Source organism: Paenibacillus sp. EB106-05-06-XG162, assembly GCF_058791655.1.
This window is the reverse complement of sequence record NZ_JBYTDT010000005.1, coordinates 175,972-191,000: the sequence shown is the minus strand read 5'-3', so window position 1 is coordinate 191,000 and position 15,029 is coordinate 175,972. Positions and strand designations below refer to the sequence as shown.

13 protein-coding genes and 1 pseudogene are annotated in these 15,029 nt (G+C 46.7%); 7 read left to right on the top strand and 7 right to left on the bottom strand.

Annotated elements, in window-relative coordinates; genetic code table 11:
* Nucleotides 1-86: 86 nt before the first annotated feature.
* The 3 genes from AC3WU2_RS13915 to lpdA are packed head-to-tail and all read right to left on the bottom strand — an operon-like array spanning nucleotide 87 to nucleotide 3,284.
* Nucleotides 87-1,259 (bottom strand): ABC transporter permease, encoded by a 1,173-nt coding sequence (locus AC3WU2_RS13915; RefSeq protein WP_492455013.1) that lies wholly within the window; start codon nucleotides 1,257-1,259, stop codon nucleotides 87-89.
* Nucleotides 1,243-1,875: a biotin/lipoyl-containing protein gene (locus tag AC3WU2_RS13910; RefSeq protein WP_492455011.1), complete on the bottom strand. Its 633-nt coding sequence runs from the start codon at nucleotides 1,873-1,875 to the stop codon at nucleotides 1,243-1,245. Before AC3WU2_RS13910 ends, AC3WU2_RS13915 begins: the two co-directional genes overlap by 17 nt.
* On the bottom strand, nucleotides 1,872-3,284 hold the full coding sequence (lpdA, locus tag AC3WU2_RS13905) for a dihydrolipoyl dehydrogenase (protein ID WP_492455009.1): 1,413 nt from the start codon (nucleotides 3,282-3,284) through the stop codon (nucleotides 1,872-1,874). The genes AC3WU2_RS13910 and lpdA overlap by 4 nt, the downstream gene beginning before the upstream one ends.
* 156 nt (nucleotides 3,285-3,440) lie before the next feature.
* On the opposite strand from lpdA, the gene AC3WU2_RS13900 reads away from it, so the two are divergent.
* The 4 genes and pseudogenes from AC3WU2_RS13900 to AC3WU2_RS13885 form a co-directional block, all read left to right on the top strand.
* On the top strand, nucleotides 3,441-4,007 hold the full coding sequence (locus AC3WU2_RS13900) for a TetR/AcrR family transcriptional regulator (RefSeq protein WP_492455007.1): 567 nt from the start codon (nucleotides 3,441-3,443) through the stop codon (nucleotides 4,005-4,007).
* Nucleotides 4,008-4,460: 453 nt separating this feature from the next.
* Nucleotides 4,461-5,054, top strand: a complete 594-nt coding sequence (locus tag AC3WU2_RS13895) for a TetR/AcrR family transcriptional regulator (RefSeq protein WP_492455005.1) — start codon at nucleotides 4,461-4,463, stop codon at nucleotides 5,052-5,054.
* Between the two features lie 39 nt (nucleotides 5,055-5,093).
* Nucleotides 5,094-8,093 (top strand): YhgE/Pip family protein, encoded by a 3,000-nt coding sequence (locus AC3WU2_RS13890; protein WP_492455003.1) that lies wholly within the window; start codon nucleotides 5,094-5,096, stop codon nucleotides 8,091-8,093.
* A 177-nt stretch (nucleotides 8,094-8,270) separates the two neighbouring features.
* Nucleotides 8,271-8,647, top strand: a pseudogene (locus AC3WU2_RS13885) (LysR substrate-binding domain-containing protein); the annotation flags it as partial.
* Between the two features lie 73 nt (nucleotides 8,648-8,720).
* On the opposite strand, the gene AC3WU2_RS13880 reads toward AC3WU2_RS13885, so the two are convergent.
* Nucleotides 8,721-9,557 carry a YitT family protein gene (locus tag AC3WU2_RS13880; RefSeq protein WP_018755972.1) on the bottom strand — a complete coding sequence of 279 codons (837 nt, stop codon included), beginning with the start codon at nucleotides 9,555-9,557 and terminating at the stop codon, nucleotides 8,721-8,723.
* A 158-nt stretch (nucleotides 9,558-9,715) separates the two neighbouring features.
* Entirely contained in the window at nucleotides 9,716-9,961 is a 246-nt protein-coding gene (locus AC3WU2_RS13875) for a hypothetical protein (RefSeq protein WP_492455001.1), read from the bottom strand.
* 310 nt (nucleotides 9,962-10,271) lie between these two features.
* Here AC3WU2_RS13875 and AC3WU2_RS13870 point away from each other — a divergent pair, with 310 nt between their 5' ends.
* The 3 genes from AC3WU2_RS13870 to AC3WU2_RS13860 all read left to right on the top strand — a co-directional run bounded on the left by AC3WU2_RS13870 (nucleotide 10,272) and on the right by AC3WU2_RS13860 (nucleotide 12,677).
* Complete coding sequence (locus AC3WU2_RS13870) at nucleotides 10,272-10,733, top strand: CcdC protein domain-containing protein (protein ID WP_492454999.1); 462 nt, start codon at nucleotides 10,272-10,274, stop codon at nucleotides 10,731-10,733.
* A gap of 283 nt (nucleotides 10,734-11,016) precedes the next feature.
* A complete protein-coding gene (locus AC3WU2_RS13865) occupies nucleotides 11,017-12,006 on the top strand; it encodes a sensor histidine kinase (protein WP_492454997.1) in 990 nt (329 codons plus the stop codon).
* Nucleotides 12,003-12,677, top strand: coding sequence for a response regulator (locus tag AC3WU2_RS13860; protein ID WP_492454995.1), 675 nt, complete (start codon nucleotides 12,003-12,005; stop codon nucleotides 12,675-12,677). Before AC3WU2_RS13865 ends, AC3WU2_RS13860 begins: the two co-directional genes overlap by 4 nt.
* A gap of 70 nt (nucleotides 12,678-12,747) precedes the next feature.
* On the opposite strand, the gene AC3WU2_RS13855 is transcribed toward AC3WU2_RS13860, so the two are convergent.
* Entirely contained in the window at nucleotides 12,748-13,377 is a 630-nt protein-coding gene (locus tag AC3WU2_RS13855) for a hypothetical protein (protein WP_492455313.1), read from the bottom strand.
* An 80-nt stretch (nucleotides 13,378-13,457) separates the two neighbouring features.
* The gene (locus AC3WU2_RS13850; RefSeq protein WP_492454993.1) at nucleotides 13,458-15,026 is read right to left on the bottom strand and encodes an extracellular solute-binding protein; all 1,569 of its coding nucleotides are present in this window, start codon (nucleotides 15,024-15,026) and stop codon (nucleotides 13,458-13,460) included.
* Nucleotides 15,027-15,029: the final 3 nt, after the last annotated feature.

Here is a 15,029-nt window from a genome sequence, read left to right as displayed (position 1 = left end):
TTTCCCTTTTTAAAATAGAATACTTTATACGATTTGCTACAACAAAAAAACGCAACCTGAAGTGAGTTGCGTTGCATTGCTGCTACTTAGATAACAGCGGATAAAACGTCCGATTCTATATGCTTTTCCCGTGATAAATTTGCTTGACGTGCCTCCCGATACACAAGCAATCCGATGAACAAAGACACAACGCCAATAATGATGAGCAGTGCCCCGATCTCAAGGCCATAGGTGGTTAACCCTCCACTACGAAGTGCCATGCCGCGTAGGAGTCGGTTCAGCCAGTTCATGGGTAGCGGCCATGCCGTAATTTGAAAAAATAACGGAAACGCAAGCGGAGTCAACTGAATTCCAGTCGCAAGAAACGACGGATACAATACAAAGCTCGTTCGCAGACTCACCTTGGATGGATCTTGGGCAGAATAACCAATCAATATCCCCATGAGCGACAAGGCAAATGTATAAATAAGCAATGGGATCACAAAAAGGTAGGGCTCCGCTTCAAACCGCATATTTCCTACTTGCTTGAGCAAACCATAGCATAGAAGCAGTGAGATCGCGCTCAGAACAGCGTAAGGTACACTGCGAATCCATAACTGTGCAGGCGATGTCCCATTTACAAACAACCTCCCCTCCCCCCTGAGTCGCGGGGCAATCGATCCCGCCGCGGTCGTGGTTATCATTAACACGACGATGTTTACAAATCCTAGCACCATGAAGCCGACATAGCTCGTGGTCGGATTAAACAGCATCCGTTGTTGAAGAGATAACGGAGATATAAGCCCTTTCGACGCGTCAGCAGCCATCCCGCTCTGCGCCAGCCGGGTCATAGAAATTGTCATATTTTCCGTGGTGATGATCTCCTGAATTGCCGTTCGGATCCCGGTTAATCCTGAAGGCATCGTGTTATCCATTAGAATGCCAATATTCGAGGATAAACCCTGCAGCCGACGCATCTCCAATCCGCTTGGCAGTATGATGACCGCGACAGCTTGCTCGTTCGCTAACAAGTCCTCGGGAGCCATGCGGCTCGCAAATACATTCGTGACATGCATATATTGGGACGCATTCAGTTTCGTAATCAGTTCCCGCGAATATGCGCTATGGTCCTCGTCAATCACAACCACCGGCGATTTGTTAATTTGGTTATGGGAGAACATCAATCCAAAAAACAAAGCTGCAACAAGCGGGCCGATAAAGATCCCCTTCAGAAATTTGCTGCCTTTCACGTATTTCCATTCATCAATCAGCGAGTTCATTAAGGTCCACCTCCGCTGTCATACCCGGAAGCAGATCAGGACTTGCATCGACAGATATCCGGACAAGGAACATACTTAAATCGGCTTGCCCCCTCTCCCGCGTCATACGCAGGTTGGCAAATTGCGGAGCAGCTGCGACGGAAGCGACAACGCCATGGATTTGATTCGGATGGTCCACATACGGAAAGTGAACCTTAACGCCTTGATCGAGCGCAAGCTTCTGTATCTGACCTTCTTGGACATAAAGATCTGTATAATAGACGGACTTCTGTATCATCGCAACGGGCATCCCCTGCGCGATCTGATCCCCTGGCTTTACGACGATTTTGCTCATCCGTCCCGTCTCCGGCGCGAGGACGTCCTCTTCGGTCCCTTCAGCAGATTTCACCTTAAATAGTAGCTCTCCTTTTTGAACCGCTTCACCCATCGCTTTGTTGACCTGAACGATCGTTCCAGGGCTTTTATCATACATCATGATCTTCTGCTCTGCTTCAAGGATTCCTTGCTTGCGGTTCTCCGCTTGGCTGACCGCATCTTTCCCTTTCGCGACCAGAAGCGATCCACCTGCAATAAGAATGACAGCGATACCAATATACACACCTATCTTGAGCTTCATTGAGAGATCTCACTTTCCCTACGGGCGTTGTGAACCCTGAGTTTCCGAACGGCATTCTCTGCAGCCTCCATGATCACTTCTCCCAATGTGGGATGGGGATGGATTGTCATCGCCATATCCTCCACGGTCGCTCCCATTTCGATCGCTAAGGCAAGCTCCGATATGAGAGATGATGCCTCGACGCCTACAATCTGCGCACCGACTACGATGCCTGACGTCTGATCTGCGATGATTTTGACAAAACCTTCCCCTGATTGCAGCGCCAATGCTCTGCCATTAATTCCGAATGCGGATTTGCCAATGACAACGGGAGTGGCTTTCGCCTTGGCTTCTGTCTCACTTAAGCCAACGCTAGCCAATTCCGGCTCCGAGAAAACGACAAGCGGGATGGCTTTGTAATCCACGACAGAAGGCTCTCCAGCAATGGCATCGGCTGCAACCTTCGCTTCGTAGGATGCTTTATGGGCTAGCGCCGCCCCTGCCGTGATATCCCCTATCGCAAAAATATGCGGAAACGCTGTCCTGCACTGTTCATCCGTTTCAATCAGACCTCTATTCGTGACAGGCAAGCCGATGCGATCAAGACCTAATCTCCCATCCGTATTCGGTTTCCGACCGACCGTTACTAACGCATAATCCGCGCGAATCGTATGCCGCTCTTGATTGGTGACATAGTGTAGGGTAATCGCGTCTTCCTCCTGCTCCGCCGCTACCGCCGCAGCTTCGGTGATAATCGTGATTCCGTCCGCCTTCAACTGCTTCATAACCGGTGCCGTTAGCTCCGTCTCGAACCCTGGCAGCACACGCTTGCCGCCCTCTAGAATGGTCACCTTGGCGCCGAATTTGGCATACATTTGTCCTAGCTCCACGCCGATATATCCACCGCCAACAATAATCAGGCTCATGGGAACCTGTGACAGCGACAGCGCTTCTGTCGAGGATAGAATACGTCCGCCAAACGGCAGAGCCTGCAGCTCAATCGGACGAGAACCCGTTGCCAGGATGGCATGCTTGAACGAAATCCGTTGTTCTGTTCCTTGATATTCTATTTGCGCTGTGTGCGCATCCATCAAGCTTGCTTCACCCTCAACAACCGTTACCCCAGCAGCCTTTAGCAGATACTTGACCCCGCCGGACTGCTTATTCACAATCATTTGTTTAAAAGCTTGCGCCTCCTCAAAGGAAGCTGAAGGAACCGCCTTATTCCACTGATGCAGCAATTGATAGCGATGCGATTCTGCAATCAATGCTTTGGAAGGAATACAGCCCACGTGGGTGCAGACTCCACCTATTTGATCACGTTCCACAATGGCCGTCTTCATGCCAAGCTGAGCGGATCGCAGCGCCGCCACATAACCTCCCGGCCCCGATCCAATAACCAATGTATCTACCGATATAAGCTGACTCATACTTCATACCTCCTACAACTAACTTTAAAATATGATGATCGTAATATATTATAATCATCATATTTTATAATCGTCAACCCCCCCGGTGAATTGACACGCTTTAATATGATAAATATAATATTTTAAAGCGCATGACGAATGAATGGAGGGATTGCCGTGCCTTATCCTGAAGGCCATAAGATCAAAGTGCGAGGCAAGATCATTGAAAGTGCTGCGCAAGCCTTTCGTACGCATGGAATACGCGACATTAGCGTTCCTGCCATTATGAAAGGAGCAGGCCTTACGCATGGCGGGTTCTATTCCCATTTTGAGAATAAAGAGCAACTGGTCGCCGAAGCCTGCCGTTATGCCATCAGCGACACGATTGCCCTGCTGCAAGAAGCCGCCAATGAACGGACGAATGGGCCCAAGATCCATGCGGTTATTCAGTACTATTTGAGCCAACAGCACCGTGATCGAACGGAGATTGGATGCATTATCCCTGCCCTTTCCAGTGAAATCTCTCGATCTTCGGAAGAAGTTCGGCACACCTTCACCCAAGAGGTAGAACGCATGATTGATTTTCTCTCCAGTGTAGCGGAAGTCGATAAATCTACAGCCAGTGCTCTGCTCAGCTCGATGGTCGGAACGCTGTTACTCGCCCGATCGGTTAGTGATGCCATGCTGAGTGACAGTCTCCTCACCGCGGGTAGACAGCATGCTAAAGAGCTCGTTAAGACTTGAAGTATCCTTGGATATCGATCCAATACCCAAATGTGGCTTTATTAATTCTATTGTGGTAAGAAAAAACTCCAATAAGTTGTTGGAGTTTGATCGAGCCAGAGCAGCTTCCTTTGCGCCAGCGAAGTCGTCTGCCTGGCTCACCATAGTATACGTATCCGGAAGCAGACGCCTCAATGTTGCCTGACAATCCTGCACCTTCATAACCTTCAACACTTCTCTGAAATCCCGGTCCGAGCTGCGACTGCTGCCATAGATCGTGATCCCCTTCTCCAGCACATCCCGTGTATTAATAGGAACACGTTCCTCACTAACTCCCATCTGACCGCCTGTCGTTTCTTGCAAATTTATTTTAGTAGAAGTATAATAGCAAGTCTGAGTGACCGAAATTCACAATTAGTTCTGTAGTTCTAGAACCTGTTCGTAATCGCCTCTTTGCAGAAAGGAGGAATCCGTATGATCGTAGATCGAAGAACGAGGATTATAGAGGCAGCAACACAGTCATTTTCATTATATGGTTATAAGGGCAGCACAATGGATCAGATTGCGAGACTTGCTCATGTGGGCAAGGGGACGATTTATCGTTTTTTCCCAACGAAAGAAGAGCTGCTGGAAGCCATTATGGATAGATTCATTCAAGACATACTGGAGGTTGCACAGTCATCCGTTCAGGCTGGGAGAACCTTCACAGAGAACTTGCACCGTACTCTGCACAATGTGTTGGAATTCCGATCCAAGCATGAGATGATGGTTATTCTCTCACACGAGATTCGGGAGATGGGGACCGAGATTGTGATGTCTGAGATGAGCAAGGCGGAAGATGCGCTTCAGCACTTTGTGAAAGAGCAGGTAGAATTAGCTATTGATTCAGGCGAGCTGCAGAGTTGTGATGCCGAGCTGACTGCTTTCCTATTTATTAAGACCTACGCAGCGCTTGTAGTGGAATGGCCGAAGCGTGCGAAGGCTATCCATCAGGATCAAATTCCTCATTTGCTTGAATTCTATTTGCTGAATGGGGCAGCTCAGAAGGGGATTGCTAGAATTGGATAACGCATTTCATATTATAAGTAGAACGGTGGTGGCAGTGGGATGAAGAACATCTTACACATTTATAAAACGGATCTTCGCAACATTATTACAAATCCTGCTGCAATTATTGTTATTTTAGCAGTAGTGATCCTGCCCTCCCTATATGCATGGTTCAACATTCTCCCATCATGGGATCCGTACTCCAATACGAAGGATGTTTCGGTTGCGGTTGCGAACTTGGATAAAGGTACCAAGGTAGAAGGCAAGGATCTTGATGTTGGGGCAAAGGTTATCGAACAGTTAAAGGAAAATAAGAAGTTAGGTTGGCGATTTGTTACGAAGGATGAGGCAATCAAAGGGGTTAATCATGGCGATTATTATGCAGCCATTATTATCCCAGAGGATTTCTCTCAGAAGATCTCTTCCGTCATCTCTGATCATCCGGAGAAGGCACAGCTTGATTATTATATCAATGAAAAGATTAACGCGATCTCGCCGAAGGTCGCTGGGGCAGGAGCCTCGACGCTGGTGTCGAACATTAGCAGCAACTTCGTAGAAACGGCGAACAAAGCGATATTCGATATTTTCAATGATGTCGGCCTTCAGCTTGAAACGAATGAGCCGGACATTAAGAAGCTAAGAGATAACATCTTCAAATTGGATGAGAAGCTGCCGGAGATCGAGAAGCTGATGAAGACAGGCCAAGTCGATATTATCAAGGCGAAGGACTTCATTAGCAAGGCAGAGTCTGCCATCCGTGTCATCAAGCGCTACGAGAACCGACCGGATTCGGTAATTACAGATGCAGAGAATTTGCTCGATAAAGGCAGTGATTCTTTCCATAAGGAAGTACCAGTTGTCAAAGACAATCTGCGGAATCTTCAGGGTGCCGTAACAGATACATCGAAGGTCGTAGAGAATATCATGAACTCTGACTTCGATCTTGGCAAGGTAGAGACAGAGCTGGCCAAAAAGAGCGTCGAAGTGGAGTCAGGGATGAATTCCTTACAGCGTCTCATTACGAAAGTTGAAGATGTAGATCGGAATTTGAAGAATAATGGTCTGTTCGATAATGTGCTCACGTCCTTGAATGATGCGAAACGGGGCGCGGAGGATCTGAAGACGCGTCTGGATGAAGCACAAAAAACAGTTGAGTCTGCAAAATCGATTGCTGATGATAAGCTGAGGGATATTCGCAATAAGGCAATCGAAGTCAACTCGATTTTGGATAAAGCCAGAACAAGCTTGAATTCACAGATTGCACCGACAGTATCAAAGGCGTTCGATGATGCAGAACGATTAGGCAAGACGTACCGAGAGCATCTCGGTCAGCTGCAAGAAAAGGTTGATCGCGTCAACAAGCTTATTCAGGGTAGTGAGACAGATGCGTCACTGACCGAAAAGCTGAATGCAGCTGTCAAGGATATGACGAATCAGTTGAAGCTCACATTAGGCTCCTTAGAGAAGTATAAGGATCAGCTGAATAAGCTGGCCCAAGTGACAGGTATAGACACTGATATGTTGATTACTCAATTGAAGGGCATGGAGACGAAGCTCACACTGCTGCAGGAGCGATTGGCTGGCGGCAAACAGATTGGCGCAGAAGCGGCAGCAAGGGCAAGTGAGGTCGTTGCTCAGCTCATTAGCGATTATGATAATGGAATTAAACCAAGATTCCATACGATCCGCGGGGATATGCAGGCATTGAATCGTGATGCTTTGAAGATGATCGATAATATGCAGGCAAGCACTAACAATGTCATCGAAATGACAGATAAGATCATGAACCGGAATACGGCGAACAAGGTAATTGATCAAATCAATAATGCACAGAAGCACATCAGTAACGGTCAGAATCTAGCGGATAAGCTTATCACCGCCACTGAGAAAATGAAGCAAACGGTAGATGATGGTGCGATTACAGACATTGTCGATAGTATGTATAAGGTAAAAGGGAAACTGGCCGATTTGTCGGATATGCTGAAGCGTGCAAGTGAAGCGGCCGGCAAGGCGAATCAACCGACGAAGGATGCGCTGCAAAAGATATATGATGCCACGAAGGATACGAGCGCGTCAATCGATAGCGTAATCGGGAAGATCGATTCGGATGTTGTCCCTGCCTTCGACAAGGGTGTCATAGATTCCCGCAAAGGCTTGGACTTCATCAAGAATGTGAAAAAAGAAGTATTCTCGATGATTCCAGAAGTCGAGGCAACACTCGCTGATGTGAAGGGCAAGATTCACACTGGGGACGTGGGACTGGATGAATTCAGTGATAAGTTCCCAGAAATCAAAAAGAAAGTGAAAGACATTGCATCCAAAATCCGCGAATTGGAAGCGAAAGGTGATCTGGATCAAGTCATTGATTTGCTTCGTAAGGATGCGGCTAAGGAAAGCCAGTTCTTCGCGGAGCCGGTATTGCTTGATCAGCATGAACTGTTCCCTGTACCGAACTACGGTTCAGCGATGTCACCATTCTTCACGACATTGGCATTGTGGGTCGGCGGCTTGCTGCTCATCTCCATGCTGATTGTAGACATCGAGAACAAACATGACTATAAGAGCTACCAAGTGTACTTCGGACGTTGGCTGACCTTTGTGACGATCGGTATAAGTCAGAGTATGATTGTGACAATGGGTGACATGTTCCTGCTCAAAACATATGTCGTTCACAAGTTCTGGTTCTTCGCGTTCGGGATTTTCATCAGTATCATATTCGTCAGCATCGTCTATACGTTGGTATCGGTATTCGGTAATGTAGGTAAGGCGTTGTCCATTGTATTGCTTGTGTTCCAATTGGCGGCCTCTGGTGGTACATTCCCGATTCAAATGACGCCGAAGTTCTTCCAGCAGCTGAACCCGTTCCTGCCGTTCACACATGCGATAGCCATTATGCGTGAGGCCGTGGGGGGAATACTATGGGATGTTGTGACGAAGCATGTACTTATCCTGTTGATCTATATCGGAATTGCCTTTGTACTTGGTATAGGCTTGAAGAAGACAATTAATAAGAACAGCGATAAGTTCTTGAAGAAAGCGAAGCAAAGTAAGCTGTTGTAAGTTTGCAGGCGAATAGACCTGTAGAGGAACAGCAAGAGGTTTTATTAAGATAATAATAGCGTATTATGCAATCATCATATGGTTATATAAAAAATCGCTGCCTGGATTATCAGGCAGCGATTCAGACTGTCGACAAAGTACCGTCGATAGTCTTTTTTATGTCTCTTTGGTTTAGCGAATCACCGCGTTAACCAGCGAGTATCCCTCGAAGAGATGATGAAGGAACCGTTCGTCATGCGGGAAGAAGGAAGCTCGACACGCGAGAGATTACTGGCGCTCTGCCGCACTTATAACACTCCAGCCCCGCAGATTCCCCTGCAATTTAATGGATTACACGAAGCGATTACCGCCGTCATTGCCGGATACGGCGCGAACTTCGTGCCGTCGACGTCGTCCGTGAATATGTCGAGCGTGGCGAGCTGTGCCGTGTGTATGTAGAGGGTATCCATTTGCAGAATACGATTGCCATTTGCACGCGTAAGAATGAGCCGCTATCTGCTGCAGCAACAAACCTGATTCAGAGAATTCGTCAGAATCCCATTCCATCATCGTAAACGCAAAAAAACGCTGCTGAGCGAAACCACAAAAAAAACCCACCAGCCGCAGCTCATGGGGTTATAACATGAATTATTTCGATATATCTAAGAATCCTTCGCCAAACACATCACGAACGTCATGAATGGTAATAAATGCGTCTTTATCCGTCGCTCTAACGATTTTCTTGAGTGTAGAAACTTCCTGCTTGCTGATGACGATATAGAGGATTTCTTTCGGTGTTTTCGTATAATAACCATGTCCAGATAGTACCGTAACACCTCGATCCATAACGACATTCACTTGCTCAGCAATTTTATCCTGCTCATTGGAAATGATAGTGACTGCTTTCTTCGGATTAAGCCCTTCGATTATAAACTCCATCACCTTCGTCCCTACGAAGAGCAGCACGATCGTAAACATAAGCTTCTCGGCACCAATAATGAAATAAGAAGAGAAAGCCACAATCAAATCGAAGAATAATAACGCGTAGCTAACGCTCCAGTCCAAATACTTATTCGCAATTCTTGCGAGGATCACCGTCCCTGCCGTGGTTCCTCCAACGCGAACGATTAAGCCGATCCCAACGCCAGCAAAGACCCCGCCGAAAATCGCATTGATCATTAATTCATTCGAAGCAATACTCCAGCTCTCCGTTAAATGAAGGAATAAGGAATTACAGAGGACAGCGATAATGGTATAATAAGTGGTCGTCTTGTCCAGAAACTTATAACCCACCACCAGCAATATAGCATTAAATATTAGATTAACGAGTCCGGGCGACCACTGGAAAAGATAGTAGAGGATGATCGTAATCCCTGTGACGCCCCCTTCACCGAGCTCATTAGGAATGACGAACAGATTCACCGCTAATGCAAAAATAAAAGCACCGAGCATAATAAAAAGAATGTCTGCTAACCTTTTTTTCACCGATTTCACCTCATATGATGTCTAAAAATAACAATGCCTGTCCACAATCCGAATATTATAGCTTAAAACAACAATTTTAGCCAACAACAATCCTGTCATACAAAAAGAGCCACATCCATGGATGTGACCCTATAATCGATTATCCAAAATCCATACAATTAATGAAAATTCGTTAATTGTATCCCTGCAACAACATCTCTAAATCCTGGCTCGTTAAAATGAATGACCTTAATCGTGCCTGTTTGTTCTAATTCATACAGCTTGATCTTAATATCGTACTTCCGTCCCAAATCGTGGTGCGATAAAGATTCATAAATTTCTGGAAAACAAATGAGTGCCCCATGATCCCGGTCTTGCTGACAAGGCAGCGTGTGTAACACTTCTAGAATTTGATCATGATTCATTTGGAATTCCCCTCTCTGAGTAGAATGCCTTAGACACCTTCATTCTAACAGCTAATGGTAACGCTTACAGTGATATAACTCATACCCTATAAAATACTTAAGCCAGTCGAATCCTGGAGGATCAGTTAGCCGATAGTATCGCCATTGGCCGTCCTCTCCTTCGTGACCCGGATTATGCGAAACTACTATTAATTCCTGACTCAAAGAGCATGAGCACTTCCTCATAAAATCAATCTAGAGGTGGACTTTTTCCTTTCGTCCTTGACTTATACTGGCACTAACGAAATGGAAAAAGAAAAGAGGAACCGTATTGAGCACACTATCGATTTATCTCATTGTCCTAGTTATCATCCTTCTTCGCATGGGGAGAGAGAAAGAAATTCAGCCCTCCCGCATGTGGATCACGCCGGCGCTATTTGTCTGGCTAGCTTATTCGAGTATTTCCCATTCCTTGAACCTGACTGCACTAAGCTTCCTGCTTTATTTGTTATGTTTAGTCGTTGGACTTGGTATAGGCGCATGGCGTGGATCGATGGATAAGGTTCGGTTGAATCCTTCCACTGGTAAAGTAACGTCCCAGAGCTCCATCGGCGGCATTATCATTTTCATGGCTGTCATGCTTCTTCGTCTGCTGGTAGGATATTGGGGAAAAGAACTTGCTCTGGTATCATTAAGTAATGCGCTCCTATTCATACCACTCGGGAGCATCTGCGCTCGCCGGTATGTCATCTATATGAAATATCAACGATTACAGGGGCAGCGTAGATACTAAATGCCTTATCCTTACGGGCGGAAAGTGTGATTGAAGACAGATGCCTTCCAAGCCATGGTCACAACTCATTCAAACCATATCATCGCGTTCGAGAACCATCACATTAAGCTCAATTTTAATTGTTTTACTAGTACAAACCATCAATCGAACATCCTTTTCAAGTGCGGCACTAGAAACGATATGTTTCCTTGCTTATTTGGTTCTCATTTGGACAACCGACGAATGGCTTAAACGTAACCGAAATCGCACATTAGCCGTCATGTTCATTTGGTTATTGATGGCATTGTCATGGATAGGTTTCGATACCTATAATTCTTCGGTTGTACTCATCTTCTGCATTGTAGCCTATATCGCTCTTCGATTGCCGGGCAACCTCTCCGTGCTGCTAACCGGTACCATCATCGTATTGGATGCGTCTATTTGGTTCTTTACGCAGCGTGCCGACGTTCATGAAATTCTGATGTACTCGATTATTCATGCAGGAACGTACGGATTTTTCTGGGGAGCCAGAATGAGGCGAGAAGCCAACGAGATTAAACAACAACATTATCAGGAGCTGCGTGAGATGCATACGCAATTAGAGAAGACACATCGCGCGCTCCAACAATCGCATTTGGAATTAGAAGAAGCTGCTGTCCGATCATTGCGATATGCCGTCCTCGAGGAACGTACGCGCATTGCGCGGGATATTCACGACAGCATCGGCCACGGGCTCACCTCAGTCATCGTCCAACTTCAAGCACTGCCCTATATGATCAAAGCGAACACGGCTGAAGCCGATACAACCCTGGCCAACGTGCTCGATGTCACCCGCAGCTGCCTTACGGAAGTACGCACCGTAGTTCATCAGATGGCGATAGACGATGACGGACTCGGATTGCTCGCGCTGAAGAGTCTTATCAATTCCGTGCAGGAACAGAGCGGGTTGACGGCCCATTTCGATGTATCCGGGACCATAACGCCATGGAAGCCTGAGCTATCCGAACTCCTGTACCGTGTGCTTCAAGAAGCGTTAACCAATGTCATTCGGCATGCGCATGCGACACAAGTCGAAGTATCAATCCGTGAGCATATCCAGGAGATTACAATGACCATAAAAGACAATGGAATATGGACCTTGGATACCCCACCTTCCCCCGGCTTCGGCATATCGAGCATGCAAGCGAGATGTGTACGTGCAGGTGGTTCCTTCCGGATTCGGACAAATCAACCACATGGTCTCATCATTATCGTAACAGTGCCGGTGGATAACCATTCGATGGAAGGAGAATGACAATGCAACCGATTCGGGTCGCCATTATCGATGATCAGCCGTTCGTTCGACATGGTCTGAGTTATATCATTAATGCACAAGATAACATGGAAGTGGTAGGTGAGGCTGCAAATGGACGAGAAGCTGTTGATCTGGCTACGCGTACTCGTCCTCAGGTTCTGCTGATGGACGTACAGATGCCAGAATACAGTGGGATTGATGCTACACGCGAAATATTATCCTTGCTGCCGGACAGTAAAATCGTTATTCTGACCACGTTTGATACGGAGGAATATGTATATGGCGGAATTCGTGCGGGGGCTGTCGGTTATTTGCTGAAGGACGCAGCTCCTGATGAGCTCATTGATGCGATTCGGGCCGCACACCGAGGGGAGGCCATCTTCCGAACGACGATCGCAGCTAAAGTCATCGCTCAAGCTCTAAATGGTGCAATTGAGGCGCCGACCAATCCGTCTTCTAACCATATTCATATGTTGGATTCCTTCACCGAGCGAGAGCATGAGGTGCTTCAGCATATGGCGTACGGATTACGTAACGAAGAAATCGCAAGCCAGCTTCATATCAGTGAAAGTACGGTAAAAACCCACGTTCATCGCATTTTACAGAAATTCGGTGTCCAGGATCGTACCCAAGCCGTGGTGTATGCGATTCGCAATCGAATCGTTCAATGATGAACAGCCTTGTTAAGCAAGGCTGTTTTTGTTCAATAAATAAAAAAAAACGGCATTTCTGCCGTTCGGATCAAGCCTCTAACCCATGGTCTTCTTGAATTTTGTATAACCCTTCGAGAATCAAATCCGCAGGATCCCGATTCAATAGTAGCTGCATCATCAAGAAATGGATCGGGAAGGCACAGGTGTTGTTTCCCTCAATGATCGATGGGAATCCAGCTTCGAATACCGGACCATGTTCTTCATTCCAATCCAGCCCCGCATGAACATGCTCAGGGAACTCATCTTGAACTGCTGCAAGACATTGCGGAATGAGCACTTGATCAATGAGCGCCTTCGCTTCGTCCTCATTCTCTGGAGATTTAGGCAGCAATTTCCCACCCTTGGTCTTCATCAGCTCCACGAAGAAGGAAGCCATCCATTGTTCCGGCTTATCGCTCGATTGGAACTTCTCGATGAGCTCACGAAGGAAAAATCCACATACATACCCGTCGTTCGATTCGTCCTTGACTTGATAAATAAAGATAGGGCCGTAAACTTCGTGGTTCAACACCTGTCCTTGGACATCATTGTAGTATCTTCGTAAAGCAACAAGGCCATTATGATGAACAGCATTGACCAATTCCGTAAATTTCTCTGCCGAAGCAGTTTCTTCATTGCTGTTGTTCGTTGTTTCATTGTTTTTGGTTTCATTTGTCATCTTATTCACCCATTATCCATCATATCATTCGATAACTTCGAGCGTCTAGTCCTACACCCGATTTCATGAACCAACAGCGCCTACTTCTTGGCCAAAAAAGCATCGATTTGCTTTTGCAATTCCACTTGTACACGCTTCAGTGAAGGTCCGGCCTCCGCCTCGAACTTCTTAAGCGTCTCCTCGGGATCAAGGACGCCATTGACCAATGCAGGGTAATACTTCGCCTCTACCGTATTGTATTGGCTAAGGTCGTTCTGTACCGCGGAAGGATCGAATTCAAATCCAGTCAAAATATCCTTTGTAAAGCTGTCGGCATCGCGGAGCACGGCATCGAAGTGCTCATGTGTCTTGTCTCCATTCGCATCCGAGCGTTCGTCGACTGGATTCCATACCCACACATAGCCAAACTGCCAATACCCCTTCGTATCGAGCAATTTATATTCCTTGTCACCAACCGACTCCCAATGCTTCCCTTGAATCCCGTAGGACAGCAGATCATAGTTCTCCTTCTCATTGGCCCAATTCATGAACATCACCGCACGTTCCTTGTTTTTGCTGACTTTCGGCACCGCAAGGAAATTCCACTGCTTGAAGTTTGAAATATTAGCCCCTTTGGTCGGATCGAAGAACGTAACGGTTTCCAGATCACCGCCTGGCACATTGCTCTTGAACTGTTGATCAAAGGAAATTCCTGTACCAAACGATCCTTTTGTATCGATTGCCACTTTGCCGCTTAAGAAAGGCTGGAAGAAGTCCTTCGCCGCCAAGATATCCTTATATACAAGCCCGTCCTTGTACAGCTGTCTAGCATCCTTCATCCACGTCAAAACCGGCTCTCGATCCTCGAATAAGTTGTAAACCTTGCCGTCGTTGTTTTTGTAGTACAGCATCAGACTGCTTCCCAGCGCATGCGTAAAACGAACATGGGTATCATAATCGTTCAAGCTGCGCAGACCTACAATGGAATACGTCTGCTGTCCTGTAGTCCCCGCTGCCATAAACGGCGCAATGCCAGGCTCCTTTTCCTTCACCTTGTAAGCAAAATCAACTAAATCCTTATAGGTCTTTATCGGCGGTAAGCCCAGCTTCTCGCGAAGGTCTTTGCGTACGATATAGCCGTTGCCTTCCATATACGAGAGCCCGAGCGGTACCGCCATAATTTTGCCACCGTACTTGTTCGCATCCCACATTTGCTGCGGACGTTTCTCCAGCACATTCTTGCCGTATTGGGCAAGCAAGTCGTCCAATGGCTCATAGAAGCCGTCGGCAATCATTTGATTGATGTGAAGCCACGGCGCATCGAAGATCAGGTCGATATTTTCCCCAGATGCAAGCGTCACTTGTGTCTTCTGACTCAAGTCAGCCCATGGCACAAACACGATGTCCAATTTGACATTGATTGTGTCCTTCATTCTTTTTTCCGCCTCTGCAATGACCAGATCCATATCTGGCGGACGGTCCCCCGGAATCATAATTTTCAGTGTAACCGGTTCCAATTTATTGTCTGCTGTCTGATCTCCCTTTGGTGTTTCTGATTCTGATGTTGTTGTTGGCGCTGCCTTCTCATCCGACGCTTTCGAGCAGCCCACCGCTATAGATAGAACTAACAACAATACAAGCGAAAATGAAATCCAACGTTTCATTCGCATTTT

What these genes read in the sequence shown, in the direction of transcription:
- AC3WU2_RS13915 (WP_492455013.1), bottom strand. Translation starts at nt 1,259, where the DNA reads ATGAACTCGCTGATTGATGAATGGAAATACGTGAAAGGCAGCAAATTT.
- AC3WU2_RS13910 (WP_492455011.1), bottom strand. Translation starts at nt 1,875, where the DNA reads ATGAAGCTCAAGATAGGTGTGTATATTGGTATCGCTGTCATTCTTATT.
- lpdA (WP_492455009.1), bottom strand. Translation starts at nt 3,284, where the DNA reads ATGAGTCAGCTTATATCGGTAGATACATTGGTTATTGGATCGGGGCCG.
- AC3WU2_RS13895 (WP_492455005.1), top strand. Translation starts at nt 4,461, where the DNA reads ATGATCGTAGATCGAAGAACGAGGATTATAGAGGCAGCAACACAGTCA.
- AC3WU2_RS13890 (WP_492455003.1), top strand. Translation starts at nt 5,094, where the DNA reads ATGAAGAACATCTTACACATTTATAAAACGGATCTTCGCAACATTATT.
- AC3WU2_RS13875 (WP_492455001.1), bottom strand. Translation starts at nt 9,961, where the DNA reads ATGAATCATGATCAAATTCTAGAAGTGTTACACACGCTGCCTTGTCAG.
- AC3WU2_RS13860 (WP_492454995.1), top strand. Translation starts at nt 12,003, where the DNA reads ATGACAATGCAACCGATTCGGGTCGCCATTATCGATGATCAGCCGTTC.
- AC3WU2_RS13855 (WP_492455313.1), bottom strand. Translation starts at nt 13,377, where the DNA reads ATGACAAATGAAACCAAAAACAATGAAACAACGAACAACAGCAATGAA.
- AC3WU2_RS13850 (WP_492454993.1), bottom strand. Translation starts at nt 15,026, where the DNA reads ATGCGAATGAAACGTTGGATTTCATTTTCGCTTGTATTGTTGTTAGTT.